Origin of the sequence: Streptomyces sp. LUP47B (assembly GCF_001746295.1) — a bacterium.
GTDB lineage: Bacteria > Actinomycetota > Actinomycetes > Streptomycetales > Streptomycetaceae > Streptomyces.
Window position 1 is genome coordinate 104,066 of record NZ_MJAH01000019.1, and the last position, 25,539, is coordinate 129,604.

Sequence of the window (25,539 nt, forward strand, 5' to 3'; positions counted from 1 at the left end):
ACGACCCCGCGCATCACGCGAAGTACACGCCGCCCACCACGACCACGATCGCCGCCACCACGAACAGCAGGATCCACAGGGCCAGCTTGCCCAGGCCGGGCGGCGGTTCGTACTCGCGGGGCTCCTGACCGGGGGAACTCATCGGTCCGTCACCACGGCGGCCTGCGGTCGTATCGGGAGCCGGTTCACGGGACGGCCCGTCGCGGCTCGTACGGCCGACGCGACGGCCGCCGGGGACGTGACCACCGGCACCGCGCTGGCCGCCTTCGCCCCGAACGGGGCGACCACGTCCCGCTCCTCGACCAGCTTGACGATCCGGATCTCCGGCGCGTCCAGGGCCGTAGGCAGCGCGTACCCCGTGAGGTCCGGGTGGCGGATCAGCCCGCGCGCGCTGCGCAGGTTCTCCGTGAGCGCTATTCCGACGCCCTGGGTGACGCCCGCTTCGATACGGGCCTCGAGCTGGGCGGGGTTGAGGATCCGGCCGACGTCCTGGGCGAGCGCCAGCTCGACCACGCGGACGGAGCCGAGTTCGATGTCGACGTCGACCACCGCGCGGATCGCGCAGAACGCCATGCCGACGAAGGCGTCGCCCTGGCCGGCTTCGTCGAGGGGTTCCGTCGGGTGCGGCCGGCACTGGGCGGTGGCCCACAGTTCCTTGCCGTCCATGGCCTCGGTGACGGTCGTCGACAGGACTCCGTCGTACGAGGTGATCTTGCCGTCGGTGATCTGGAGCAGTTCGGTGGACATGCCGAACTTGTGCGCCAGGGGCTGGAGCAGCTGGGTGCGGACCATCTTCGCCGCGCGCTCCACCGCGCCGCCCGAGACCCAGGTGTGACGGCCGCGGCAGCCCGGTCCGGCGGGGGGCTGGTCCGTGTCCACGGGAGCGACGTGCACCTCGTCGATGCCGAGGGTCTCCTGGACGATCTGGCGGGCCAGGGTGGTGAATCCCTGGCCGGTCTCGACGGCCGCGCAGAGCACTGTGGCGACGCCGTCCTGGACCCGTACGGTCGCCGTGGAGACCTCGTCCGCGCCCTCCGTGCCGAGCATGTGCACCATGCCGAGGCCGTAGCCGACGCCCCTGCGGATCGCGCCCGGTTCGCCCGCGCCCTCGGGGCCGCCGGGCAGCAGCCACTCGTCCTCGGGGGTGTCCTTGGGGAGGGCGGGCAGCGGGAAGTCCCGTACGGCCTGGAGCAGTTCGGCGACCGGAGCGGGGCAGGTGACCGTCTGGCCGGTCGGGAGTATGTCGCCGGTGGCGAGGGCGTTGCGCAGGCGCAGTTCGGCCGGGTCGACGCCCAGCTTCTTGGCCAGCTTGTCCATCTGCGCCTCGTAGGCGGCGCACACCTGCATCGCGCCCTCACCGCGGACATGGCCGGAGGGCGGGTTGTTGGTGCGGACGGCCCAGCCCTCGATGAAGGCGTTCGGGACGACGTACGGCCCGCAGGCGAAGCCCACTGCGGCGGCCAGGGCCTCCGAGGAGGTGTCGGCGTAGGCGCCCGCGTCGAGCAGGATCTGCGCCTCGACCTTGACGAGCTTGCCCTCGGCGTCGGCGTGGTGGCGGTATCTCAGCAGGGTGGGGTGCCGGTGCACGTGGCCCAGGAAGGACTCCTCGCGCGTGGCCGTCAGCTTCACCGGGCACTGCGTCTTGAGCGCGAGCAGGCCCAGCGGGAGCTGGAAGCCCTGGTCCTCGCGGTCGGCGGTGGCGCCGGGGACACCGGTGACGACGACCTTGACGCGCTCGGGCTCGAGTCCGTAGCAGGCGGCGGCCGTGTCGCGGTCGGCGTGCGGGTCGGTGGAGGCGAGGTACAGCTCGACGCCGCCGTCGGGGCGGGGCACGGCGAGGCCGGCCTCGGCGCCGATGGGGGCGGGGTCCTGGCGGCCGATGCGGTACTGGCCCTCGACGACGATCTCACCGGTCGCGGAAGGGTCGCCGTGCTGCAGCGGGATGTGCCGGACCAGGTTGCCGTCGGGGTGCAGGGGTTCGGCCTCGAATGCCTGCTCCGGGTCGGTGACCGGGTCGAGGACCTCGTACTCGACGATGACGGCGGCCGCGGCCATGCGCGCGGTGTCGGGGTGGTCGGCGGCGACGGCCGCGATGGGCTCGCCGTGATGGCGTACGACCTCGGAGGCGAAGACCGGACGGTCGGCCTTGCCGCGGCCGTGCACCGGGCTGCCGGGCACGTCCTCGTGGGTGACGACCGCGCGGACTCCGGGCATCTCACGCGCGTGGGAGGTGTCGATGGACACGATGCGCGCGTGCGCGTGGGGCGAGCGCAGGACGGCCGCCCACAGCAGGCCCTCGGCCCACAGGTCGGCCGCGTACGGGAAGGTGCCCTCGGTCTTCGCCCGGGCGTCGGCGGGCGGCAGGGAGACGCCGATGCCGTGCGGAATCGGCTCCGGGGCGGGTGCTGCCTCCGCGGCGGTGGTCGCGGTGGCGGCTTCGTTGCTCACGCCTGGCCTCCGTCCTGTCCCTGTCCGTATGTCTGCTCATGCGGTCCGGCGGCGCCGGGGAAACCCGGGGAGTCGAACGCCGACGGGTGGACGCTTCCGCCCCCGGGGCCCGCCTGATGCGGGATACGTGCCTCGTCGCCGTCCGTCTCAGCGTCGCCCGTCGCGTGTGCCTCGCGCTCGGCGACGACCTCCTTGACGGCGTCGACGACGCCCCGGTAGCCGGAGCAGCGGCAGAGGTTGCCGCACAGCGCCTGGCGGGTCTCCAGCTCGGTGGGCGCGGGGTTGCCCTCCAGCAGGTCGTGCACGGTCATCGCCATGCCGGGCACGCAGAACCCGCACTGCACGGCGCCGCACCGGGCGAGCGCCCGCTGCACGTCGGAGGGCCGGCCGTCCTCGGCGAGGCCCTCGACGGTACGGACCTCGCTGCCGGCGGCGGTGACCGCGGGCACCAGGCAGGAGGCGACGAGCCGCCCGTCGACCTGGACGTTGCACGCCCCGCACTCGCCCTGCGAGCAGCCGTCCTTGGCGCCGGCGAGTCCGAGCCGCTCGCGCAGCACGTACAGCAGCGACTCGCCGATCCAGGCGTCGGGGACGGGGCGGTCGACGCCGTTGACGCGCAGGACGTAGGAGGCGAGGGGGTGTTCCTCGCCGGGGGGCGCGGGGGCCTGGTCGTCGGGGTTCTCGTCGGAGTCGCTCGCGTGCTCCTCCGCGGCCTCCGGACCCGGTTCGTCGCCGCCGTCGGCCGGGGCGTGCTCCGCACCGGGCTCGGCGGGACCGTCAGCGGCTTCCACGGCCTCTTCGGCACCCTCGGAGACCCTTGGGGGCGCCGAGGCCTCACCGAGGCCGGGAGAGGGCTGTGAGGCGGTTGCGAAGGAGCTGTCCCCGTAGCGCTCGGCGGGGTGGTGGGGCTGGACGGTGTCGTGCGGCTCGGCGAGACCGATGCCGTGGCCGTTGCTGTCGGCGTGCGGCTGTGCGGAGTCCTGGGCCGGCTCGTGGGACGCCTCGTCCGGCTCGGGCCGGTGCGGCGCGTCGGCGACCGCGTGACTTCCGAGGTGCGCGGCGGACGGCAGGTGCGTGTCGTCCCCCGGGACGGCGTGCGCGTCACCGGCCGGGCCACCGTGCCGCTCGTCGACGTCACCGGCGGGCATGTGCGCGTGGCCGTCGCCCGCTGTCCCACCGTGACCGTTGTCGAAGCCGCCACCGTGACGGTCGCCCTGCGGCACGTGCGTGTGTCGTTCCCCGGCCGGTCCGCCGTGCTCGGGTCCCGCTCCCGGGTCGCCCTGGTCCTGGTCCCCCCACGGCTGCGCCGGCTGCGTCGCCCAGGGCGCGGCCGCGCCGCCCGGCAGGGTCGCCGGAGGGGTGCCGCCCCACTGCTCGACCAGGGACGACGTGGTGAACTCGCCCGATTCGTCCGGGAGGTCGCCGCCGGCGACGGGGATCGACCACTGGCCGGTGACGTCGTGGCCCGGCGCGGGCGCGGTGTCCTCGACGTTCCACTGCTGCGTGGTCGAGGGGTTGTACGTGAACTGCCCGGTCTGGTTCTGCGGCAGGGTGCTCGGGTCGGGCCACTGCGCGCCCTCGGCCGGCACGGCCCAGTTCCCCGTGGCCGCCGGGTCGGTCCCGTCGCCCTGCGCGGCCGTTATCTGCGGCGGCACATAGCCGTGACCGGGCGCGGCGAGCGGGCTGTCGGCGGAGGCCAGGAGGGCGTCGATGCCCCCTTCGGGGAGCTTCACGAAGGCGGTCGCGCCGTCGTCGTAGTCACCCTGGGGCAGCGGGTCCCAGCGGCCCGCGGCCCGGGGCGTGCCCTCTCCGTGCTGGTCGTCGGTCACGAAAGTGCCCTCCCCAGTGCTCGTCGGGCCAGCGCGGCGACTGTGCGCCGCAGATGCAGTACGGCGGGCGGATGCTGCGGCACGGAGCCGTCCGCGGCCGGTGCCGGGTCGGGGATGCAGGCCGCGGACACGTACTCGCCGAAGGCCTCCAGTGCCTCCGGGACGATCGCGCGGTTGTTGTCCCAGTCGATGAGCCGGGCGACCCACTGCTCGGCGTCCAGGGGCCGCAGCGGCATCGGCGCTATGGCGCCGACGGCGCATCTGACCCCGCGCCGGGCCGGGTCGAGGACCAGCGAGACCGAGGCCATCGCGCGGCCCGGGCCGGTGCGGCCGGTGACCTTGAGGAAGACCTGCGGGGCGTGCAGCAGAGGCACGCGCACGTAGCCGATGAGCTCGCCCGCGCGCAGCATCTCCATGCCGGCCAGCAGGTGCGAGACCGGCATCTCCCGACGGGCTCCGTCCGGGCCCGCGATGATCAGCGTGGCTTCGAGGGCGGCGAGGACGGGCAGCGCGTCGCCCGTCGGGGCCGCCGAGGCGATGTTGCCGCCCAGGGTGCCCGCGTTGCGGATCTGCGGCGGCCCGGCGGCGCGGGCGGCGGCCGCCAGCGCGGGGATGAGTGCGGCGAAGTCGGGACGGCCCATCCGCGCGTGGGTGAGTCCGGCGCCGAGGAGCGCGTGGCCGTCCTGGTACTGCCAGCCGCGGATCTCGCTGATCCGGCCGAGGCCGACGAGAGCGGCGGGCCTGAGCTGCCCGGAGTTGACGGCGGCCATCAGGTCGGTGCCGCCGGCGACGGGAACGGCGGCGGGCATCGCGGCGAGGGCCGCCACGGCCTCGTCCAGCGTCGTGGGCAGCGTGACGGCCTGCGCCGCCTGCGGTGTGTGCGTGGTCAAACCGGCTGCCCCTTCCCGCTGCCCCACCTGGTCCTGCCCTGTTGCTGCCGTACGGTACGTCCTGACAGGGCGGACGTGGCAACTCTGGCACATCTTCGCAACTCGCGAAGACAGGGGTCCGTCAGGAGGCGTTCGGCGGCATTCGCCCGCCCCACCAGGGAGATGGTCCGTTTTCGCACGGGATCACCGACACGTGCTGATTGACACTCTTCGGTGACTCTTGGGGCTCTTTTTCCCTTACCTGTTCGGAGGCGCTCCCTCGATGGGCCGGCCGAGCACACCGGGCCGCTTCTGCCACGGCAGCGGTCCCTTGGGCGGCCGGTAGCCGACGCCCAGGGCGTCGAGCAGCTCGTAGTGGGTGGTCATCCGCCGCTCGAAGTCGGCGAAGTCGCGTTCCGCGGGGGCGGGCAGAGCGCTCCAGGCCACTTCGGCGAAGGCCGCCAGCCGGGGGAAGGTCTGGTAGTCGACGCGTCCCTGGTCCTCCATCACCTCGGTCCACACATTGGCCTGCGCGCCGAGGACGTGCGTGGTCTCCTCGGGCGTCAACTCCGGTGGAACGGGCTCGAACCGATAGACGTCCTCCAGGGTGCGGACGTAGGCGATGGGGACGGGCTCGTCCGCGCCCGGATCCTGCCGGTAGTCCAGGTACACCTGCTGCTCGGGGCACATGACGACATCGTGGCCCGCGCGGGCGGCCGCGATGCCGGCCGCGTAGCCGCGCCAGGACGAGACCGCCGCGCCTTCGGCCAGCCCGCCCTCCAGGATCTCGTCCCAGCCGATGAGCCTGCGCCCGCGCGCCGAGAGCCACTTGTCGAAGTGTCCGATGAACCAGGACTGCAACTCGTCCTCGTCCGCGAGCCCGAGTTCCTCGATCCGGGCCTGGACGAGGGGCGACTCCCGCCACTGCTCCTTGGCGCATTCGTCGCCGCCGATGTGAATGAACTCGGAAGGGAACAGCTCGAGCAGTTCCTCGAACACCCCCTCGTAGAAGCGCAGGGTGTTGTCAGTGGGGGCGAGTACGTTCAGAGAGATGCCCCAGCTGTCCCAGACCGTGAGGGAGGTCGTGTCGATGACGTCGGTGTTGCCGAGTTCCGGGTACGCGGTGATGGCGGCCTGCGAGTGTCCGGGTACGTCGATTTCGGGGACGACGGTGATATGCCGCTCGGCGGCGTAGGCGACGATCTCCCGGATGTCGTCCTGGGTGTAGAAGCCACCGTGCGGCTTCTCCTCCCACAGCGGTGAGGCCCCGTGGCCGAATTTGGTACGCGCCCGCCATGAGCCCACCTCGGTGAGCCGGGGGTACCTCTTGATCTCGACCCGCCAGCCCTGGTCGTCCGTCAAGTGGAAGTGGAAGACGTTGAGTTTGTGCGCGGCCATCAGATCGAGGTAGCGCAGGACGCCGTCCTTGGGCATGAAGTGCCGCGCCACGTCGAGCATGAGGCCGCGCCAGCGGAATCGGGGAGCGTCGCTGATGGTGACCGGGGTCACCTCCCAGGCGCGCTCGGAGGTGACGGGGGCGCGGCGGAAGGCGGCGGGGCCGAGCAGTTGACGGAAGGTCTGGGCGCCGTAGAACAAGCCCTCCGGGCCGGCTCCGTCGATGACGACGGCGTGCTCGTCCACGGTGAGGCGGTACGCCTCGGGGCTGCCGAGTTCGTCGGCGAGGGTCGGCGTGATCCGCAGCAGGATGCGGCTCCTGCCCGAGGCGTACGGCTCCAGCGGGAGGCCCGTCGCCGCGCCGACCGTGGTGCGCAGCCAGCGGGCCACGCCTGCGGCGCCCCGGCCGGACTCGATCTCGGTGTCCTCGTCGAGGACGAACGGCCGCCCGTCGGCGCCGCCGACGCTCGACGGCGCCGGAATCAGTGAAGTCACGTCAGTCCTTAACCGCTCCGCCCAGCCCCGAGACCAGACGTCGCTGTACGAGTACGAAGAACACCAGCACCGGAATCGTCATCACCGTCGACGCGGCCATGACCCCGCCCCAGTCCGGCTCGTCCGGCTTGTAGAAGACCAGCAGGGCCATCGGCAGGGTCGACTGCGAAGTGTCGCTGATGATGAACGACTTGGCGAAGAGGAAATCGTTCCAGGCCGAGATGAACGAGAACACGCTCGTGGCCACCAGGCCGGGGAGGACGAGGGGGAAGAGAATCTGCCACAGGAATCGCGCACGGCTCGCCCCGTCGATGTACGCGGCCTCCTCCAAAGCCTCCGGTACGGCCTTCACGAACCCCCTCAGCATCCAGATCGCGAAGGGCAGCGAGAAGGCGATGTGGGGCAGGATCAGCGAGCCCAGCGTGTTCAGCAGACCGAAGTCCCGCATCTGGAAGAACAAGGGGATGGTGAGGGCCTCCACGGGCACCATCTGGGCCACCAGAAACATGATCAGCAAGGTGGTCCGGAAGCGGAAGCGGAATCGTGTCACGGCGGTCGCCGCGAGAAACGCGATCAACGCCGAGACGATCACGACGCTGCACGCGACGACAAGGCTGTTGACGAAATACCGACCGAAATCCTGCTGTCCGAACACGCGCCGGAAGGAATCCAGCGAGGGCGCGAGGGTCCAGGGCCGGGGCTCGCTCGACTCGATCTCTCCGGCCGGTTTGAAGGCGCTGAGCACCATCCAGTAGAGGGGGAAGGCGACCACCAGGGCGATGAGCAACGCCGAGGCCTCCGCGGCCAGCCGCCAGGGACGCCGTAGCAGGTTCACAGCTCCTCCCCCTGGCGGTGGAGCAGCCGCAGGTACCCGAGCGTCACGGCGAGCAGGATCAGCAGCATCACGACTCCGATCGCCGAGCCGAGGCTGTACTGCGAGGAGGCGAACGCCTGCTGGTAGGCGTAGACGTTCAGGACCAGGTTCTGGCCCGCGATGCCGCCGCCGTTCGTCATGACGTAGATCTGTGTGAAGACCTTGAAGTCCCAGATGACCGACTGGATGGTGACGACGGTCAGGATCGGCCGCAGCATCGGCGCGAGCACCGACCGCCAGATCCGCCACTGCGAGGCGCCGTCCAGCGCGGCGGCCTCCAGCACCTCGGCCGGTACGGCGCGGATCCCGGCGTAGACCGTGACCATCACGAACGGGAAGGAGCACCAGACGACTTCGAGCAGGACGAGGAAGAAGGCGCTGAGCCGCCCGTACGTCCAGGAGTGGTCGCCGAGCCCCAGGACCCGGTTCACCGGGCCGAAGTCGGGGTCGAAGAGGAACAGCCAGACCGTCGATCCGGTCACGGCCGGTGTCGCCCACGCCCCGAGCGCGGCCAGCATCAACGCCAGCCGCGGCACGGCACGCACGCGCGTGAGCAGCACCGCCAGCGCACACCCGACGGCGAGCGTCGAGACGACACAGGCCGCCGCGAACAGCACGGTGGCCAGCAGCACCTGCCAGAACTCCGGGTCGGAGAACAGCGCCGAGTAGTTCCCGAAGCCCTGGAAGGTGGTCGGTGCACCGCCGCTGACCTGAGCCTGGGTGTACTGGAAGAAGGAGATCAGGCCGAGCTGGTAGATGGGGTAGACGAGCAGTGCGCCGAGGACGACCAGGGCGGGGGCGAGATACAGCCAGGGCGCCCGGGTGGCGCGGTGGGTCGCCGAGGTCACCCGACGGATCCGAACGCGTCGTTCATCTTCTTCGCCGCTTCCCCGGAGGCCGCCGCCACGCTCTTCTTGCCGCTGATGACCTCCTGGAACATCGTCGGCAGCACCAGCGAGGAGTCGATCTGCGACCACGCGGGCGACGCGGGCACGAACTTCGTTCCGGCCGCGAGGGTCTGCGCGAACGGCTTCACATACGGCTGCCGGGCCGCGACCCGCTGCCGGACGTCCGCGAAGGTCGGCAGGAAGCCCATCGCGTCGAACATCGACGCCTGCGTCTTCTTCGACGTGAGCTGTTCCATCAGCTCGACCGCCAGCGTCCGGTGGGACGTGCTCTTCAGCACCCCGATGTTGTTGCCACCGGCGAACGCGGGAGCGATCGACCCCGCGGAGACTCCGGGCAGGGGCACCACCGCGTACTTGCCCTTGACCTTCCCGGCCTCCACCGCCGTATGGCTGAAGTCACCGCCGATCGCCATTCCGGCCTTGCCCGCCGCGAAGGCGGTGATCGTGTCGTTGCCGCCCATGCCGGCGCACTTCGCGGCCGGGCAGTTGTCGTCGGTGAAGAGCGAGGTGTACTCCTTGATGCCCTTCTGAGCGGCCGCACCGGAGATCGCGGAGGCGTACGAGCCGCCCTTGCCGGTGGCGAGTTCGCCGCCGTTGGCCCAGATGAAGGGCATCGCGCCGTACGTGTAGGCGCCGCCGACGACCAGGCCGTACAACTCGGGCTCGGCGGCGCGGATCCTGCGGGCGGTCTCGGCCAACTCGGCCATCGTTCTGGGTACTTGCAGACCGAGTTCCTTGAAGACGTCGGTCCGGTAGTACAGCGCGCGGACGCCGACGTAGAAGGGCGAGCCGTACATCTTCCCGTCCACGGTGACCGACGTCCTAGCGGTGGGGTCGGTGTCCTTGGACTCGCTCCAGGCGCCGAACTCCTTGGTGACGTCGAGGAGTCCGCCGTCCTTCACATAGCCGGCGGTGTCGGTGTTGCCGTACTCCATCACATCCGGCGCGGAGGACGGGTCGTTGAAGGCGGCCTTGACGCGCTGGGCGCGGGTCTCGATCGGGATGTACTCGACGGCGACCTTGGTGCCCTCGTGGGCCTTCTCGAAGGCGGCGACGGCGGCGTCGACGACCTTCTTCTTCGGCTGGTTGCCGACTTCCTGGAAGAGCCAGACGCGCAGGGTGCCGGTCTTGTCGTCCTTGTCGGAGGAGGAGTTGGAGGAGGTCTGGGGGGCGCAGGCCGTGACGACCAGGGCCGTCAGAAGCAGGGCAGGCAGGCGGGGGGAGAGCTTCATGGAGTGATCCTCCGGACGTGCGTTGCAACATATGCAATGACGGTTTCGCTCAACGCAACGGAGGCTATGGCTTGCATGAACACGCCCACAAGAGGTCTCAACCAATTCGTGACACGCAAGAGGCCCCTGAGGCGCGTGGAACACGCCTCAGGGGCCTCGTGAAGCTCAGCCGGGCAGCGGACCTACTTGTCGCCGCCCTTGTCGTCGTCCCCGGAGCCCATGGACTCGTAGATCTCCTTGCACATGGGGCACACGGGGTACTTCTTGGGATCGCGGCCGGGCACCCACACCTTGCCGCACAGCGCCACGACGGGGGTCCCGTCGAGGGCGCTCGCCATGATCTTGTCCTTCTGGACGTAGTGGGCGAAGCGCTCGTGGTCGCCGTCGCCGTGGGACACCTGCGGCGTCGGCTCTACGAGGGTCCCCGTACCAGTCCCGCGCTCGGGCTCGAGAGTGCTCATACGGCCAAGAGTAATCAACCGCCGGGCACTATGGATCCCTGGCTTGTACAACGAGCGGCGCGGGTGGTGACGCCGTGCTCGAGTCCGGCCCCGCCTCGCCACAACTCCCCCGCACGGACGCGAATGTCGCGAGCAGCGGGAGCGGGTGGACCGTCGGAGCATTGCAGCCGCACGCGCGCGCGGACGCGACCACGACCGATCTCCCGCGCGGCCGCGCTGCCCGTGCGAGCCCCGTCCCAGGCACGCCTGCGCGTGATCCACCACGCTCGATCAGTTGAGCGAAGGGTCGTCCGCGTACGTGGCCACCATCGCGAGCTCGCTGCGCTGGCGGCGCAGCACCTCGCGCCAGAGTCTCTCGGGAAACGGGCAGGAGACGTCGCCCGGTTCCGACTCGACGACGTACCAGGCGCCCTCCACCAGCTCGTCCTCCAGCTGGCCGGGGCCCCAGCCGGCGTAACCGGCGAAGATGCGCAGGCTGCCGAGGGCCGAGGCGAGCAGTTCCGGCGGTGCCTCCAGGTCGACCAGTCCGATCGCGCCGTGCACTCTGCGCCAGCCCAGCGGGGCCCCGTCGACGGCCCCGCCGCCGGGGATGACGGCGACCCCCAGGGCCGAGTCCAGGGAGACCGGGCCGCCCTGGAAGACGACACCGGGTTCACCGGCGAGGTCGGCCCAGCCCTCCAGGATGTCGCCGACATCCACGGGGGTGGGCCGGTTGAGGACGACACCGAGGGAGCCCTCCTCGTCGTGGTCGAGAAGGAGCACCACCGCACGGTCGAAGTTCGGGTCCGCCAGGGCGGGCGTTGCCACGAGCAACCGCCCTGTGAGCGAGGACACCTCGGTCATGCCAGACATGATCCCGCATCTTCCCTCCGCGTGGGGAGGCAATGCCTCTACGGCAGTGGATGCAGCTCAGAGCGCAACGATGCGCCCCACGCGCACAACCCGAGCCCGTGACCGCATGTGCCCGGCAGGGAACCGTTCGTGTTGTGACAGAGCTATGACGTGTCTGGGCGGCACTTGGGCTTACTGAAGGGGGGTAGGCGGCGATTACCCTTTCCCTTCTGCCCCCTGCCCGACTCATCGGAACGCGAGATACATGACCGTCAACGGCTCTGACGACGTACTGATTGTCCACGGCGGAACCCCGCTGGAGGGCGAGATCCGGGTCCGCGGTGCGAAGAACCTCGTACCGAAGGCCATGGTCGCCGCCCTGCTGGGCAGCGAGCCGAGTCGACTGCGCAACGTTCCGGACATCCGTGACGTGCGGGTCGTACGCGGACTGCTGCAACTGCACGGGGTGACGGTCCGTCCGGGTGAGGAACCGGGCGAGCTGGTGATGGACCCGACCCACGTCGAGAGCGCGAACGTCGCCGACATCGATGCCCACGCGGGTTCCAGCCGTATCCCGATCCTGCTGTGCGGTCCGCTGCTGCACCGCCTCGGGCACGCCTTCATCCCCGGCCTCGGCGGCTGCGACATCGGCGGCCGGCCGATCGACTTCCACTTCGAGGTGCTCCGGCAGTTCGGCGCGACGATCGAGAAGCGGGCGGACGGGCAGTACCTGGAGGCGCCGCGGCGGCTTCGGGGTACAAAGATCACGCTGCCGTACCCGTCCGTCGGCGCGACCGAGCAGGTCCTGCTGACGGCCGTCCTCGCCGAAGGTGTCACCGAGCTCTCGAACGCCGCGGTGGAGCCGGAGATCGAGGACCTGATCTGCGTCCTGCAGAAGATGGGCGCCATCATCGCGATGGACACCGACCGGACCATCCGCGTCACGGGTGTGGACCGGCTCGGCGGCTACAACCACCGCGCCCTGCCGGACCGCCTGGAGGCCGCCTCCTGGGCGTCCGCCGCGCTGGCGACCGAGGGCAACATCTACGTCCGCGGCGCCCAGCAGCGCTCGATGATGACGTTCCTGAACACCTACCGGAAGGTGGGCGGTGCCTTCGAGATCGACGACGAGGGCATCCGCTTCTGGCACCCCGGCGGCCAGTTGAAGTCCATCGCGCTCGAGACCGACGTGCACCCGGGCTTCCAGACGGACTGGCAGCAGCCTCTGGTGGTCGCGCTCACCCAGGCCACCGGCCTGTCGATCATCCACGAGACGGTCTACGAGTCCCGTCTGGGATTCACCTCGGCGCTGAACCAGATGGGTGCTCACATCCAGCTCTACCGCGAGTGCCTGGGCGGCTCGAACTGCCGCTTCGGCCAGCGCAACTTCCTGCACTCGGCGGTCGTCTCCGGCCCCACCCGGCTCCAGGGCGCCGACCTGGTCATCCCCGACCTCCGCGGCGGCTTCTCGTACCTGATCGCGGCGCTGGCGGCCCAGGGCACGTCCCGGGTCCACGGCATCGACCTCATCAACCGCGGCTACGAGAACTTCATGGAGAAGCTCGTGGAACTGGGCGCCAAGGTCGAACTCCCGGGCAAGCCCCTCGGCTGACCGCCGCCCCGCCCCTCCGTCCCCGGACCGCGCCCGGCATCTGCTGGGGGTCCGGGGGTCATCCCCCGGGCAGACACAGCATGGAGAAGCTCGTGGAACCGGGCGCCAAGGTCGAACTCCCGGGCAAGCCCCTCGGCTGACCCCGCCGCCCCGCCCCTCCGTCCCCGGACCGCGCCCGGCATCTGCTGGGGGTCCGGGGCGGCACCCCCGGGGCAGACACAGCATGGAGAAGCTCGTGGAACCGGGCGCCAAGGTCGAACTCCCGGGCAAGCCCCTCGGCTGACCCCGCCGCCCGACGCCGGCCGGGGGCAGCCGCTTTGGGCGGGGGTCCGGTCGTACGTACGCCGATGGGGCGGTCACCCGGACTCGGGTGACCGCCCCATCGGCGTTGTGCTGAGCGCCCTCAAGGGGCGCGGGGAACTGCGCGGCCGGCCACGGACGTCCCGACAGCCGAAGGACGGCCCGCAGTCACCCGGCGCTCGAAGCGGAGCGCTTACTTGCCCTTGGCGGCTTCCTTGAGCTTGGAGCCCGCCGAAACCTTGACGCTGTAGCCGGCCGGGATCTGGATCGGGTCACCGGTCTGCGGGTTGCGCGCGGTACGAGCGGCACGGTGGGTGCGCTCGAAGGTCAGGAAGCCGGGGATGGTGACCTTCTCGTCACCCTTGGCGACGATCTCGCCGACGGTCTCGGCGAACGCGGCCAGAACGGCGTCGGCGTCCTTGCGGGTCACCTCGGCGCGGTCGGCCAGCGCGGCCACCAGCTCACTGCGGTTCATGTTGTTACTCCCGTGTTCTTCTTGCCGTTGGGGTGTGCCACGCGGCGGGGCCGCACACGAGGCACAGCGAAGCCGATGCGCTCGCGCCCAGGGACGCATCCTGCCCCTACCTGCTGCGGGAAAGCCAATCCGGCACCCGTAGGACTCGTATGACCACCCTAGGGGGTCACACGAACAGAGGCCTGGGCGTGGCGCCACCCTAGAGGGTGCCCCGAAGCGCCCGGTTCCGCGACGCGCCGGGCCGGAGGACCACCGTGGCAATCCTCACAGCAGAAAAGCCGACGTCCACTGTAGACGCAGGCCCTACACCGTCGCCCCGGCGGCCTTCGCCGCGTCCCGCACCGCACCCGCGACCGCGCCCGCGACCTTGTCGTTGAAGACGCTCGGGATGATGTAGTTCGGGTTCAGCTCGTCCTCGGTGACGACGTCCGCGAGGGCCTTCGCGGCCGCGAGCATCATGTCCGTGTTGACCGTGCGGGACTGGGCGTCCAGCAGACCGCGGAAGACACCCGGGAAGACCAGCACGTTGTTGATCTGGTTCGGGAAGTCGGAGCGGCCGGTGGCCACGACGGCCGCCGTCTGACGGGCGACCGCCGGGTCGACCTCGGGGTCGGGGTTCGCGAGCGCGAACACAATCGCACCCTCGGCCATGGCGGCGACGTCGGTGCCGTCCAGGACGTTCGGGGCGGACACGCCGATGAAGACGTCCGCGCCGCGCACGGCCTCCTTCAGCGTTCCGGTCAGGTTCTCGGGGTTGGTGTTGTCGGCGATCCAGCGCAGCGCCGAGCCCGGAGCGGCGTCGACGAGGTCCTCACGGCCGGCGTGCACGACGCCGTGGATGTCGGCGACGACGGCGTTCTTGAGGCCCGCGGCGAGCAGCAGCTTGAGGATGGCCGTACCGGCCGCGCCGGCCCCGGACATGACGACCCGGATGTTCTCAATTGCCTTGCCGGTGACGCGAAGTGCGTTCGTCAGGGCGGCGAGGACGACGATCGCGGTGCCGTGCTGGTCGTCGTGGAAGACGGGGATGTCGAGGGCCTCGCGCAGCCGGGCCTCGATCTCGAAGCAGCGCGGCGCGGAGATGTCCTCGAGGTTGATGCCGGCGAACCCGGGGGCGATTGCCTTGACGATCTCGACGATCGCGTCGGTGTCCTGGGTGTCGAGGCACAGCGGCCAGGCGTCGATGCCGGCGAACCGCTTGAAGAGGGCCGCCTTGCCCTCCATGACCGGGAGGGCGGCCTTGGGGCCGATGTTGCCCAGACCCAGCACGGCCGAGCCGTCCGTCACGACCGCAACGGAGTTGCGCTTGATGGTGAGGCGGCGGGCGTCCTCGGGGTTCTCGGCGATCGCCATGCAGACGCGGGCCACACCCGGCGTGTAGATCATCGAGAGATCGTCACGGTTGCGGATGGGGTGCTTGGACTGCATCTCGATCTTGCCGCCGAGGTGCATCAGGAACGTACGGTCGGAGACCTTGCCGAGTGTGACGCCCTCGATGCCGCGCAGCTGCTGGACGATCTCGTCGGCGTGGGCCGTGGAGCTCGCCGCGATGGTGACGTCCATCCGGAGCTTCTCGTGGCCCGAGGCGGTCACGTCGAGGCCGGTCACCGAGCCTCCGTGGGACTCTACGGCCGTGGTGATCTGGGAGACCGCGGTACCACCCGCGGGCACCTCCAGCCGGACCGTAATCGAGTAGGAGACGCTGGGCGCCGTTGCCATGGCCGACTTCCTCTGCTTTCACCTGTGACGCTGATGCCGTCCGATGGTCGCACCTACTGATGAGTAGGCGTTAGCCACACTGGATTGCGGACTTTTTGTTCATGACGAGAGAGGCCCACGTCACATGGACGTGGGCCTCTCACCAGGTCAATGACACCGACCCGCCATGCTCGCCTCGCGGCAAGTGGTCGCTCGTAGCGACGAAGGTTGGGCCCGGGGGCTTGGATCGGGCCGGTGTCACGTCAAGGCTAACAAACGGATCCCGAAAGACCATTCCCGTCCCGAGAGTTCAATCTCTCAGCAGATCGGGCACCCCGTCGCGGTCCGGCTGGTCGCGCTCCGCCGAGACGACCGTCAGCTGCTGGGTGGCACGGGTCAGGGCGACGTAGAGCACCCGCAGTCCGGCCGGCGACTCGTCGGCGATCTCGGCCGGGGAGACGACGACCGTCGCGTCGTACTCCAGGCCCTTGGCCTCCAGGCTGCCGAGCGCCACCACCCGGTCGCCGAGTCCGGTGAGCCAGCGGGCGGCTTCCTCCCGGCGGTTCATGGCGACGACGACGCCCACCGTCCCGTCGACGAGGTCGAGGAGGCGGGCCGCCTCCTCCCGGACGGTCTCTCCCGGCGACTTGCGTGCGACCGTGCCGCGTCCGTTGTTCGTCGTCACGAAACGCGGTTGGACGCCGGTGGACCGTACGGCCGAAGGGGCCGTGGAGCCGGGCATGGCGAGGGCCAGCACCTTGGCCGCGAGGTCGGCGATCTCGGAGGGGTTGCGGTAGTTCACGGTGAGCTGGAAGCGGCGCCGGGGTCGCGTGCCGAGAGCCTCGTCGCGGGCCTCGGCGGCCTCGTCGGGGTCGGACCAGGAGGACTGCGCCGGGTCTCCTACGACCGTCCAGGTGGCGTGCCGGCCACGGCGGCCGACCATGCGCCACTGCATCGGCGTGAGGTCCTGGGCCTCGTCGACGATGACGTGGGCGTACTCGACGCGTTCCTGGGCGAGCCGCTCGGCCCGCTCGCGCTGCGACTCCTCGCGGACCGGCATCAGCTCCTCCAGGCCGGTGAGGTGGTCGAGCGGATCCAGTTCGCGCCTCTTCCTCGGGCGGGCCGGGGTGCCGAGGACCGCCTGGAGCTCGTCGAGCATGGCGATGTCGTGCACGGAGAGTCCGTCACGTCTGAGTGAGCGGGCGACCCTGCGGACCTCGCCGGGGTTGAGGATGCGGCGGGCCCAGCGGCCCAGGCGCCGCTCGTCGGCCATGGCGGCGAGGACGGCCTTCGGGGTGAGCTCCGGCCACCAGGCGTCGAGGAACTCGATGAAGCTGTCCTCGGAGGTGATGTCCTCGTCGAACGAGGACCGCAGCTCGGCCGCCAGTTCGGGATCGGTGTGCCGGGTGCCCGCCCCGGACCGCGCCCACAGGGCGTCCAGGAGCAGCTTGCGGGCCCGGGGACGCAGCAGGTTGACGGGTGCGGTGCCGCTGAGGGCGTTCCGGCGGATGTTCTCCAGCTCGTTCGCCGCCAGCTCGAGCCGGCGCCCGAAGGCGACGACGCGAAGGCGGGTGAGGGGTGTGGTGGGGGATGCGGTGGAGGTGTCGTCCTCGCCGAAGGCGAGCTGCCCGGAACCGCTGCCCGCGCTGTGGCCTCCCACCTCCAGCGCCCCCCGCGCCGCCTTCCGCAGCACCTTCAGCATCCGGTACGACCCCTTGGCGCGGGCCACGGCCGGGGAGTCGTACAGGGTGGCCTCGACGCCGTCGACCAGCGAGCCGATGGCGCGGATGGCGACCTGGCCCTCCTCGCCGAGGGACGGCAGGACACCCTCGGTGTACGCCACGAGCAGCGGGGTGGGCGAGACGATGAGGATGCCGCCCGCGTAGCGGCGCCGGTCCTGGTAGAGCAGATACGCGGCCCGGTGCAGGGCCACGGCGGTCTTGCCGGTGCCGGGGCCGCCCTCGACGTACGTCACGGACGCGGCGGGGGCGCGAATGACCATGTCCTGCTCGGCCTGGATGGAGGCGACGATGTCCCGCATGGTGTGGCTGCGGGCCTGTCCCAGCGCGGCCATCAGGGCGCCGTCGCCGATGACGGGCAGCTCGTGGCCGTCGAGGAAGGCCCTGAGCTCGGGGCGCATCAGGTCGTCCTCGACGCCGAGGACCTTGCGTCCCTTGGAGCGGATCACCCGGCGTCGTACGACACGCCCTGGGTCCACCGGAGTGGACCTGTAGAAGGGGGCTGCGGCCGGCGCGCGCCAGTCGATGACCAGCGGCGCGTACTCGGAGTCCAGGACTCCGATCCGGCCGATGTGCAGGGTCTCCGCGATGTCGGCGGTGCCGTCCTCCCGGACAGCTCCTTCGGCGGGTTCCACGGCGGTGTAGGCGCCGTCGGGCCCCTTCTTGCCGTCCTTGCCGAGGAGCAGGTCGATCCGGCCGAACAGGAAGTCCTCGAACTCGTTGTTGAGCCGGTTGAGGTGCACACCGGCCCGGAAAACCTGGGCGTCCCGCTCGGCGAGAGCGCCCGGTGTGCCGACCTGGCCGCGCTTGGCCGCGTCGTTCATCAGGAACTCCGCCTCGTGGATCTTCTCCTCGAGGCGCCGGTAGACCCGGTCCAGATGTTCCTGTTCGACGCCGATCTCGTGGTCCCGAACCGAGTCCTGAACCGAGTCGACCGCGGATGGTTGAGCCTGAGCGGCCACCGGGCCCCCTTCTGACGTGCTGGGCAGCCGTCAACCGTACGCGAAGGGGGCCCCGGCGGGAAGTTACGCGTCGACCTGGACGAGCTTCTTGCCGTCGGAGGTGACGACCTCGAAGTGGTCGATCGTGTTCTGGGCCGGTGCGACCGCGCCGCCGATGTAGAGCGGCTGCTTGGATTCCGCGGTCTTGCCGTTCGGAATGCCGTAGCCCCACTTGCCGACGGACCAGGTGGAGGCCGTCCAGCGCTCGCCGTTGGTGCCGACCGCGATCAAGGAGCACTTGAGCGGTCCCTTGACGCCCTTGAGCTCCAGGCCGAGCGAGGTGCCCCAGTTCTTCTCCTGCATGGCGACGGTGGCGCTGACGCCGGTGGAGGAGTCCGTCGCGGACACCTTGTCGCTCATGGAATCGAAGAGTTCCTTCGGGGTGGCCGCGAGGACCTGGTTCTGCTTGGCCCCGCCGCCCGAGTCGCCGCCGCTCGCCGCCATCGCGACGAACGGACCGCCGATGATCAGCGCGGCCGCGGCCGCGACCATGTAGAAGCTGCGGCGCCGCTTCTGCGCACGGCGCTCCGCGACCTCGTCCACCAGCTTGTTCACGATCCGCGGGCTGGGCTTGGCGGAGAGCGACTCACCGATCGCGGGGGTGCCGGAGCCCGGCAGGTCCGCGAGGGCGGCGAGCATCGGCTCCATGCCGGCGAGCTCGTCGAGCTGCTGGGCGCACCACTCGCAGGTCGCGAGATGGGCCTCGAAAGCGGTTGCCTCGGCGTCGTCGAGGATCCCGAGGGCGTAGGCGCCGACGGTCTCATGCTCGTTCGGCACCGGAGATCCCATCATGGAACCTGACATACCCGAACCACCTGTGCCGAATCCCTGGTTACCCCCGTACACACTCATCACGCCGTCACCCCCCGCTCCTCCAGTGCGAGCTTCATCGACCGCAGGGCGTAGAACACCCGCGAGCGGACGGTTCCGCTGGGAATGCCCAGGGTCTCGGCCGCCTCGTTGACCGTACGCCCCTTGAAATACGTCTCGACGAGTACCTCCCGGTGGGCGGGGGTCAGGTCGTCCAACGCATCCGACAGCGTCATCAACCACAGCGCCTTGTCGATCTCGTCCTCCGCGGGGATGACCTCCAGCGGCGACGGATCGACCTCCTGCGGCCGGGCCTGCCGGCTGCGGTGGCCGTCGATGACGATGCGCCGGGCGACCGTCACCAGCCAGGGGCGTACCGATCCGGTCGCTCGATTGAGCTGTCCGGCGTTCTTCCAGGCACGGATGAGCGTCTCCTGCACCACGTCCTCGGCTCTCTGGCGGTCACCCGCAACCAACCGAAGGACATACGCAAGGAGAGGCCCGGCGTGCTCCCTGTAAAGGGCACGCATCAGCTCCTCATCAGGTTCCGAGGGCTGGGACATGCGATGTCGGGCCCTCGATCCACGTTCATTGGCCACGACGGAATCCTTGCGCACGCCCACCTCCGAAGTCCCGGGGTTCCCCCAGTCGGTCGCTCGACTACGGGTACGGACGGGAGGGGTGGGGTGTTCAAAGTGCGACGACAGTTTTCTTCTGAGTGACGTGACGAGACAGGACATGCGCGCACATTCCCGCCGCGCGATCTTTACATTTCCACCACACAGGCAAGATCACGACTACCGCCCGTGAGGTTGAGCGAGTAAACGACGTGTAATCGAAATCACTTCGACAGGCCCTCCACAGAAGGGACATAACGAACAGTCAGGTGCGCGAGAGAGCCGCTCGCCTCCGATGCCGGGCCACTCTTTCGCGGTTCCCACAGACCTCACTGGAGCACCAGCGCCTCCTGCGCCCCCGTGACGTATCCAGATAGACGATGGGGCAGTTGTCCCCTTCGCACTCTCTGATCGCCGCCCTTGCGACGGGGTCCGTCAGCAGCCCTACGGCGTCCCTGGCGATGGCCCCGAGCAGTGCCGCGCAGCCGGGCGGACCGTCCAACTCGCGCACCAGCGCGCCGTCCTCGTCCCGCACCGCGCGCGGGGCCGGAGGTGCGGCCCGGGCCACGTCGTTGACGTGGGCGAGCGCGAGGTCGTAGCCGTGTCCGGACGCGAGGTCGTATCCGTGTCCCGGCGCGAGGCCGTAGCCGTGTCCGGGCGCTCCTCGCACCAACTGGCCGATGCTGCCGCGCAGTTCCCGGAAGCCGACGAGCCAGGAGGGGTCGGCGTGCGTCAGGTCGGTCCCGTCCGGCACCAGCCCCGAACCGACGATCCAGGCGCACAGCACCTCCGTCGAGTCGAGGCGTTCCTCGGGGTGGGTGGTCGCGAGGAGGTCGAGGCTGATCCGTCCGGCGTCGAACCGCAGTTCGTACGCGACCGTGGCCATACCCAGTGCCATGTGCCTGTCACCGCCTAGGGTGCCCCGGTCGTAAGGGGTCGGTGAGGTGCTTCGCGGCTGTTCCGGGGCTCCCTCTTACAGTGCCCTCCCGTTCTCGCCGCCGGAACCCCTCGTACCGGGCGCGGTGCCTGGACCCGGTGCCTGGACGCGCACGTATGCGGCGGCGCGTCTCGGCCATGTCGGCGCGAGGGGCGGGGCCCTTGACTGAAGACATGACACAGAGCAGCAGGAGCGACGGATTCGGCCTCAGCCGATTCGTACTGGGCGCGGCCACGGTGACCACGGGCCTGATCGCCGGTGCCTTCTACGTCTTCGCGTGCGCCGTCATGCCGGGCCTGGCGCGCAGCGACGACCGCGTCTACGTCACCGTGATGCGCGACATCAACGAGGTCATCCAGAACCCGGTGTTCTTCCTGAGCTTCCTGGGCGCACCGGCCCTCACGGCGGTGGCGGCCTGGCAGGCCCGGGGAAGCCGGCACCGGCGGTGGGTGTGGGCGGCCCTGGCGGCCTCCGCCCTGGCGTTCCTGGTCACCGTCGTCTTCAACGTCCCCCTCAACGACCACCTCGCGCGGGACGGCGACCCCGGCGCACTGCGCGACGAGTTCGAAGATCCCTGGGTGGCATGGAACGTGGTGCGGGCGCTGCTGCTGACGGTGGCGCTGGGCCTCCTGGTGAAGGCCACGGGCAGCCGTGCCGCGAGGGTCGACTAGCCGGCCAGCGCCTCGGCGGGCAGCGTTCGCCGGCTGAGGAGCGGGGTCCGGTGCGTGTTGTGGTGGTCCGCCGGCCGGGGGCTGCGGAGTACTGGCCGAGGGGCTGGGAGTGCCCGGCCCGGGGCCGGGAGTGCCCGGCCGGGGGCTGCGGAGTACTGGCCGAGGGGCTGGGAGCGCCCGGCCCGGGGCTGGGCGTACCGGCCCAGGGGCCGGGAGTGCCCCGCCCGGGGCCGGGAGTACCGGCCTAGGGGCCGGGAGTACGGCCCAGGCCGAGAGTGCCCGCTGAGGGCTGCGGGTCCCCGGCCCGGTGCTGGGAGTACTGGCCGAGGACTGCGCGTACCGGCCGACGACCCTCGTACTGGAAGTCCTTGGGCTTTCGAGGAACCCTCTGCCACCGGGCGCCACATTCACCGGGCTACACTGTCCGGCCCTGCCCTGCCGTGCCGTGTGGTGCGGATGCCGGACGGGTCGTAGCGAACGGGCCGGCGGCCCGCGGGCCGTGGCCCGGTCCTCAAGTCGCTCAGCGCTGGACCCGCCGAATCGTGGGGGATGATGGAAGACCAAGCAGCCCGTGCACCATCGGGCTCTGCATCCCCCACCCCGACGGACCTCGCACGCACGAGTCCGGTGTCCGCTGCGACCGCCCGGCTCCGCCGGCTGTCGCGGTGGTGGGAATCACGCCCCACCGCCACCAGGGACCGCGAGTTCGCGCTCGTCTTCACGGTGCTGTCGTTCGCGGCGCCGCTGTCGCGGATCGGGGCAGAACTCGGCGCCCTTACCGCCCACGGCGCGTCCGGCGGAAGCGTGCTGGTGACCTTGGGGCAGACCCTGCCGCTCGCGGTGCGCACCCGGTGGCCGACCGCCTGTCTCGCGGTGGTGGGGATCTCGTTCGCGGTCCACCAGTCCCTCGGCTACCCGCCGACCTTCGGCAGCCTCGGGCTGTACATCGCGCTGTACTCGGTGGGTGCCCACCAGGAACCCCTCCCGCGGGTCGTACCACTGATGGCGACGGGCGGATACGCGGTCCTCTGCGCCGTCCTGTACACGTTGGATTCGCCCAACGGCTTGACCGACTATCTGGTCTACTACGTGGCTCTGACGGCGATGTGGGCCCTGGGCGTCCTGGTCCGCGAGCGGCGGGTACGCGAGGCCGAGCGCCGGCTCCTGTCCGCGCAGGCGGCCATCGCCGTGGAGCGCAGCCGCATGGCCCGGGAGTTGCACGACGTGGTAACCCACCATGTGACCGCGATGGTGGTGCAGGCCGGCGCGGCGCAGTACGTCACCGAGTCGCCGGACCGCGTCAACGAGGCCCTCGTCGCCATCAACGGCACCGGCCGCCGCGCGCTGGCCGAACTCCGGTTCCTGCTCGGCGTGCTGGAGGCGACCGGCGATTCGGCGTCCCGGACGCCGCTGCCGGGCCGGGTGCCCGACCTGGTGGAGCAGACACGAGCGGGCGGCCAGCCGATCCGGCTGGTCGAGGACGGAGAACAGCCGGACATGGCCATAGGTGCCCACCTCACGGCGTATCGCGTCGTGCAGGAATCCCTGACGAACGCTGTGAAGTACGCCGCGGGCCAACGAACGCTGGTACGGCTCGCGCACACCCCCGGCTGGACGGACGTCGAGGTCACCACCGCCGGGACGGCCGACGGCGCGCCCTCGTTCGCCGCCCTCCGCAACGACGCCCCGCAGGTCTCGGGAGGCCGGGGCCTGACCGGGCTGCGGGAACGGGTGGAGATGGTGGGCGGCGAGTTCGCGGCAGGGCCCCGCCCCGAGGGCGGGTTCCGCGTGTACGCACGCATCCCCACGGGAGGTACCGCGTGAGTGTTCCGCCCGCCGTGATCAGGGTGCTGGTCTGCGAGGACCAGGCCCTCGTACGCACCGGCTTCGTCACGATCCTCTCCGCCCAGCCCGACATGGAGGTCGTGGGGGAGGCCGTGGACGGCCGAGCGGCGATCCGGAGCGCGGAGGAGCTGAAGCCGGACGTCGTCGTCATGGACATTCGCATGCCCCTGCTCGACGGAATCGAGGCCACCCGCCACCTGGCGGGCCCCGATTCCCTCAGCCCCGCGAAGATCCTGGTCGTCACCACCTTCAACGTCGACGAGTACGTGTACGAGGCCCTCCGCGCCGGTGCCAGCGGCTTCATGCTGAAGGACGCCGCACCGCCCGAACTGATCAACGCGGTACGCACCGTTGCCCGCGGTGAGTCCCTCCTGGCCCCCGCCGTCACCCGCGCACTGATCGGCCGCTTCGCCGAACGCCTACGCCCCTCCGCCGCCTCCGCGTCCCCCGAACGCGACCGCCTCAAGGTCCTCGCCCCCCGCGAGCACGAGGTCCTCCTCCTCATCAGTGAGGGCCTGTCCAACGCCGAGATAGCCACCGAGTTGGTCCTCAGCCCTGAGACCGTGAAGACCTACGTCTCCCGCATCCTCACCAAACTGAACCTCCGCGACCGCGTCCAGGCGGTGGTCCTGGCGTATCGGGCGGGGTTGGCGGGGCGCGGGGACTGAGCCCGACTCGAACCTCGTTGTCCTCGAAAGCGTTGTCCCCCGAGCGAGCTACACGATGTGTCCACCCAGGGGTGAAGTGCGGCACCGGTGCTCTCTTGTTGACTCTGTGACTGTCAACGCAGCGATCGGACCAGCGGTCCGACCGCGCCGAGCAGCAGGAGGGCAACACCATGAGAGGGACGCGCAGTTCCGGGAGGTCGGGGTTCCCCGGCGGCCGTCGGTTCGCCACGGCCCTGGTGGTTTCGACGCTGGCCGGAGCCGGGCTGGCCGCATGCGGCGGCGACGCCGAGGACACGCCGCAGGCCAAGGCCGCCAAGCAGACCGCGGCGGCCGAGCACGCCGCGGACAAGCCGGAGATCACCTGGGGCACGTGCCCGGAGCCGGCCGAGGGAACGAGCCGAAATCCTCGTCTGACCTGCGGGACGTTGAAGGTCCCGCTGCACTACCGAGATCCGGGCGGCAAGAAGATCGAGGTGGCGGTCTCGCGGCTGGCCACCGCCAAACCCGGGAAGAAGCGTGGCGTCCTGCTGCTGAACCCCGGCGGACCGGCCGTGGGTGGTCTCGACATGCCCGCAACCATGGCGTCCACGCTGCCGAAGTCCGTGCTGGACAGCTACGACCTGATCGGCTTCGACCCGCGCGGCGTCGAGCACAGCACTCCGCAGAGCTGCGGTCTGAAGGACCCCAGTGTGTTCGGGCTCTTCCCCTATCCCGCCGCGGACGGCTCGATCACCAAGAACGTGGCCTTCGCCAAGACCAACGCCGAGAAGTGCGCAGACACGGTGGGCGACACCCTGCAGTACTTCACCACCGCCAACACCGCCCGCGACATGGACCGCATCCGCCAGGCACTCGGTGAGCGGAAGATCTCCTACTGGGGCCAGTCCTACGGCACCTACCTCGGCGCCGTCTACAGGGCCCTGTTCCAGGACCGGACCGACCGGATGATCCTGGAAGGCAACATCGACGCCACCAACGCGTGGGCCGACGAAGTGGCGGACCGCTGGGGCAAGGGCATGGCCGACCGGTTCCCCGACGCGGCCGCCGTCGCCGCGGCCCAGGACGGCACCCTCGGGCTGGGCGACAGCGTCAAGCAGGTGACCCAGAGCTACCTCGCCCTCGCCGACCGGCTCGACCGCAAGCCCGTCCCCGTGCCCGGTATGCAGCTGTCGTTGGACGGACCGCTGCTGCGGAACATCACCTACGGCATGCTTCTGCACAACGACACGCTTCCACCGCTGGTCGGTTTCTGGAAAGCCGCCGCCGACCTGGCCGACGGCAGCGCCACCGACGCCGACAACGAGGTTCTCCAGCAGATCCTCGCCGACAGCCCGCGGCCTCCGGGTGTCCCCGCGGACAACCAGGCCACCATGTTCCTGGCTCTCGTCTGCGGCGACGCCGAATGGCCCCACGACACCGACGGTTACGCCACTCGCAGCGCCGCCGACCGCAAGGCGTGGCCCCTCACCGCGGGAATGCCGGGCAACATCTGGGCGTGCGCCTACTGGAAGAAGCCGGCCGAGCGGCCCGTCACCGTGACCGGCGAAGGCCCGCGCAACACCCTGATCCTCCAGAACCGCCGGGACAACGCCACTCCGTGGGAGGGCGGCACAGGGCTGCACAAGGCCCTCGGCGACAGTTCTGCCTTCGTCGGCGTGGACAACGGCGGGCACTACGTCTACAACGAAGGCTCCGCCTGCGCCGACAAGGCGACCGTCGACTTCCTGACCACCGGCCACCTGCCGGGCAAGAACGTCTACTGCACCGACGTCCAGCGCAGGAGGTGATCCGGTGACGCGAGCGTGAAGGCGAACGCGGCGACCA

Annotated in this window: 21 protein-coding genes; 5 read left to right on the forward strand and 16 right to left on the reverse strand. The window is 70.6% G+C overall.

Annotated elements, in window-relative coordinates:
* Nucleotides 1-13: 13 nt before the first annotated feature.
* The 10 genes from BFN33_RS54890 to BFN33_RS41105 all read right to left on the reverse strand — a co-directional run bounded on the left by BFN33_RS54890 (nucleotide 14) and on the right by BFN33_RS41105 (nucleotide 11,354).
* Entirely contained in the window at nucleotides 14-142 is a 129-nt protein-coding gene (locus tag BFN33_RS54890; RefSeq protein WP_256123013.1) for a hypothetical protein, read from the reverse strand.
* Nucleotides 139-2,448 (reverse strand): xanthine dehydrogenase family protein molybdopterin-binding subunit, encoded by a 2,310-nt coding sequence (locus BFN33_RS41065; RefSeq protein ID WP_069765320.1) that lies wholly within the window; start codon nucleotides 2,446-2,448, stop codon nucleotides 139-141. Before BFN33_RS41065 ends, BFN33_RS54890 begins: the two co-directional genes overlap by 4 nt.
* Nucleotides 2,445-4,277 (reverse strand): 2Fe-2S iron-sulfur cluster-binding protein, encoded by a 1,833-nt coding sequence (locus BFN33_RS41070; protein WP_069765321.1) that lies wholly within the window; start codon nucleotides 4,275-4,277, stop codon nucleotides 2,445-2,447. The genes BFN33_RS41065 and BFN33_RS41070 overlap by 4 nt, the downstream gene beginning before the upstream one ends.
* Nucleotides 4,274-5,167, reverse strand: a complete 894-nt coding sequence (locus BFN33_RS41075; RefSeq protein WP_069765322.1) for a xanthine dehydrogenase family protein subunit M — start codon at nucleotides 5,165-5,167, stop codon at nucleotides 4,274-4,276. The genes BFN33_RS41070 and BFN33_RS41075 overlap by 4 nt, the downstream gene beginning before the upstream one ends.
* Before the next feature lie 237 nt (nucleotides 5,168-5,404).
* Entirely contained in the window at nucleotides 5,405-7,036 is a 1,632-nt protein-coding gene (locus BFN33_RS41080) for a beta-N-acetylhexosaminidase (protein WP_069765323.1), read from the reverse strand.
* A 1-nt stretch (nucleotide 7,037) separates the two neighbouring features.
* Entirely contained in the window at nucleotides 7,038-7,871 is an 834-nt protein-coding gene (locus tag BFN33_RS41085; protein WP_069765324.1) for a carbohydrate ABC transporter permease, read from the reverse strand.
* Nucleotides 7,868-8,758, reverse strand: a complete 891-nt coding sequence (locus BFN33_RS41090; RefSeq protein WP_069765325.1) for a carbohydrate ABC transporter permease — start codon at nucleotides 8,756-8,758, stop codon at nucleotides 7,868-7,870. Before BFN33_RS41090 ends, BFN33_RS41085 begins: the two co-directional genes overlap by 4 nt.
* Complete coding sequence (locus tag BFN33_RS41095; RefSeq protein ID WP_069765326.1) at nucleotides 8,755-10,050, reverse strand: extracellular solute-binding protein; 1,296 nt, start codon at nucleotides 10,048-10,050, stop codon at nucleotides 8,755-8,757. The genes BFN33_RS41090 and BFN33_RS41095 overlap by 4 nt, the downstream gene beginning before the upstream one ends.
* A 182-nt stretch (nucleotides 10,051-10,232) precedes the next feature.
* Nucleotides 10,233-10,511, reverse strand: coding sequence for a DUF3039 domain-containing protein (locus BFN33_RS41100; RefSeq protein ID WP_057610823.1), 279 nt, complete (start codon nucleotides 10,509-10,511; stop codon nucleotides 10,233-10,235).
* 270 nt (nucleotides 10,512-10,781) lie between these two features.
* Nucleotides 10,782-11,354: a YqgE/AlgH family protein gene (locus tag BFN33_RS41105; protein ID WP_069765327.1), complete on the reverse strand. Its 573-nt coding sequence runs from the start codon at nucleotides 11,352-11,354 to the stop codon at nucleotides 10,782-10,784.
* 253 nt (nucleotides 11,355-11,607) lie between these two features.
* Here BFN33_RS41105 and murA point away from each other — a divergent pair, with 253 nt between their 5' ends.
* Entirely contained in the window at nucleotides 11,608-12,954 is a 1,347-nt protein-coding gene (gene murA, locus BFN33_RS41110; protein WP_069765328.1) for a UDP-N-acetylglucosamine 1-carboxyvinyltransferase, read from the forward strand.
* A 493-nt stretch (nucleotides 12,955-13,447) separates the two neighbouring features.
* Here murA and BFN33_RS41115 read toward each other — a convergent pair whose 3' ends face one another.
* From BFN33_RS41115 to BFN33_RS41140, 6 genes are all read right to left on the reverse strand, one after another.
* A complete protein-coding gene (locus BFN33_RS41115; RefSeq protein WP_007382399.1) occupies nucleotides 13,448-13,729 on the reverse strand; it encodes an HU family DNA-binding protein in 282 nt (93 codons plus the stop codon).
* A 303-nt stretch (nucleotides 13,730-14,032) separates the two neighbouring features.
* Nucleotides 14,033-15,448 (reverse strand): NAD-dependent malic enzyme, encoded by a 1,416-nt coding sequence (locus BFN33_RS41120; protein WP_069765329.1) that lies wholly within the window; start codon nucleotides 15,446-15,448, stop codon nucleotides 14,033-14,035.
* A 289-nt stretch (nucleotides 15,449-15,737) separates the two neighbouring features.
* Complete coding sequence (locus BFN33_RS41125; protein WP_069765330.1) at nucleotides 15,738-18,128, reverse strand: UvrD-helicase domain-containing protein; 2,391 nt, start codon at nucleotides 18,126-18,128, stop codon at nucleotides 15,738-15,740.
* A gap of 63 nt (nucleotides 18,129-18,191) precedes the next feature.
* Complete coding sequence (locus BFN33_RS41130; protein WP_370743364.1) at nucleotides 18,192-19,019, reverse strand: anti-sigma factor; 828 nt, start codon at nucleotides 19,017-19,019, stop codon at nucleotides 18,192-18,194.
* Nucleotides 19,019-19,540 (reverse strand): sigma-70 family RNA polymerase sigma factor, encoded by a 522-nt coding sequence (locus tag BFN33_RS41135; RefSeq protein WP_010039908.1) that lies wholly within the window; start codon nucleotides 19,538-19,540, stop codon nucleotides 19,019-19,021. The genes BFN33_RS41130 and BFN33_RS41135 overlap by 1 nt, the downstream gene beginning before the upstream one ends.
* 319 nt (nucleotides 19,541-19,859) lie before the next feature.
* On the reverse strand, nucleotides 19,860-20,492 hold the full coding sequence (locus BFN33_RS41140) for an ABATE domain-containing protein (protein ID WP_069765332.1): 633 nt from the start codon (nucleotides 20,490-20,492) through the stop codon (nucleotides 19,860-19,862).
* Between the two features lie 212 nt (nucleotides 20,493-20,704).
* Between BFN33_RS41140 and BFN33_RS41145 the strand changes: the two genes are divergently transcribed.
* The 4 genes from BFN33_RS41145 to BFN33_RS41160 all read left to right on the forward strand — a co-directional run bounded on the left by BFN33_RS41145 (nucleotide 20,705) and on the right by BFN33_RS41160 (nucleotide 25,502).
* Nucleotides 20,705-21,202, forward strand: coding sequence for a DUF1772 domain-containing protein (locus BFN33_RS41145; protein ID WP_069765333.1), 498 nt, complete (start codon nucleotides 20,705-20,707; stop codon nucleotides 21,200-21,202).
* A 627-nt stretch (nucleotides 21,203-21,829) separates the two neighbouring features.
* The gene (locus BFN33_RS41150; RefSeq protein WP_069765334.1) at nucleotides 21,830-23,026 is read left to right on the forward strand and encodes a sensor histidine kinase; all 1,197 of its coding nucleotides are present in this window, start codon (nucleotides 21,830-21,832) and stop codon (nucleotides 23,024-23,026) included.
* The gene (locus tag BFN33_RS41155) at nucleotides 23,023-23,715 is read left to right on the forward strand and encodes a response regulator transcription factor (protein WP_069765335.1); all 693 of its coding nucleotides are present in this window, start codon (nucleotides 23,023-23,025) and stop codon (nucleotides 23,713-23,715) included. Before BFN33_RS41150 ends, BFN33_RS41155 begins: the two co-directional genes overlap by 4 nt.
* A gap of 170 nt (nucleotides 23,716-23,885) precedes the next feature.
* Nucleotides 23,886-25,502 (forward strand): alpha/beta hydrolase, encoded by a 1,617-nt coding sequence (locus BFN33_RS41160; RefSeq protein ID WP_069765336.1) that lies wholly within the window; start codon nucleotides 23,886-23,888, stop codon nucleotides 25,500-25,502.
* Nucleotides 25,503-25,539: the final 37 nt, after the last annotated feature.

Excerpts from the sequence above, each read along its gene's own strand:
- BFN33_RS54890 (WP_256123013.1), bottom strand. The coding sequence starts at position 142 with ATGAGTTCCCCCGGTCAGGAGCCCCGCGAGTACGAACCGCCGCCCGGC.
- BFN33_RS41095 (WP_069765326.1), bottom strand. The coding sequence starts at position 10,050 with ATGAAGCTCTCCCCCCGCCTGCCTGCCCTGCTTCTGACGGCCCTGGTC.
- BFN33_RS41100 (WP_057610823.1), bottom strand. The coding sequence starts at position 10,511 with ATGAGCACTCTCGAGCCCGAGCGCGGGACTGGTACGGGGACCCTCGTA.
- BFN33_RS41105 (WP_069765327.1), bottom strand. The coding sequence starts at position 11,354 with ATGACCGAGGTGTCCTCGCTCACAGGGCGGTTGCTCGTGGCAACGCCC.
- murA (WP_069765328.1), top strand. The coding sequence starts at position 11,608 with ATGACCGTCAACGGCTCTGACGACGTACTGATTGTCCACGGCGGAACC.
- BFN33_RS41115 (WP_007382399.1), bottom strand. The coding sequence starts at position 13,729 with ATGAACCGCAGTGAGCTGGTGGCCGCGCTGGCCGACCGCGCCGAGGTG.
- BFN33_RS41120 (WP_069765329.1), bottom strand. The coding sequence starts at position 15,448 with ATGGCAACGGCGCCCAGCGTCTCCTACTCGATTACGGTCCGGCTGGAG.
- BFN33_RS41130 (WP_370743364.1), bottom strand. The coding sequence starts at position 19,019 with ATGAGTGTGTACGGGGGTAACCAGGGATTCGGCACAGGTGGTTCGGGT.
- BFN33_RS41135 (WP_010039908.1), bottom strand. The coding sequence starts at position 19,540 with ATGTCCCAGCCCTCGGAACCTGATGAGGAGCTGATGCGTGCCCTTTAC.
- BFN33_RS41140 (WP_069765332.1), bottom strand. The coding sequence starts at position 20,492 with ATGGCACTGGGTATGGCCACGGTCGCGTACGAACTGCGGTTCGACGCC.
- BFN33_RS41145 (WP_069765333.1), top strand. The coding sequence starts at position 20,705 with ATGACACAGAGCAGCAGGAGCGACGGATTCGGCCTCAGCCGATTCGTA.
- BFN33_RS41160 (WP_069765336.1), top strand. The coding sequence starts at position 23,886 with ATGAGAGGGACGCGCAGTTCCGGGAGGTCGGGGTTCCCCGGCGGCCGT.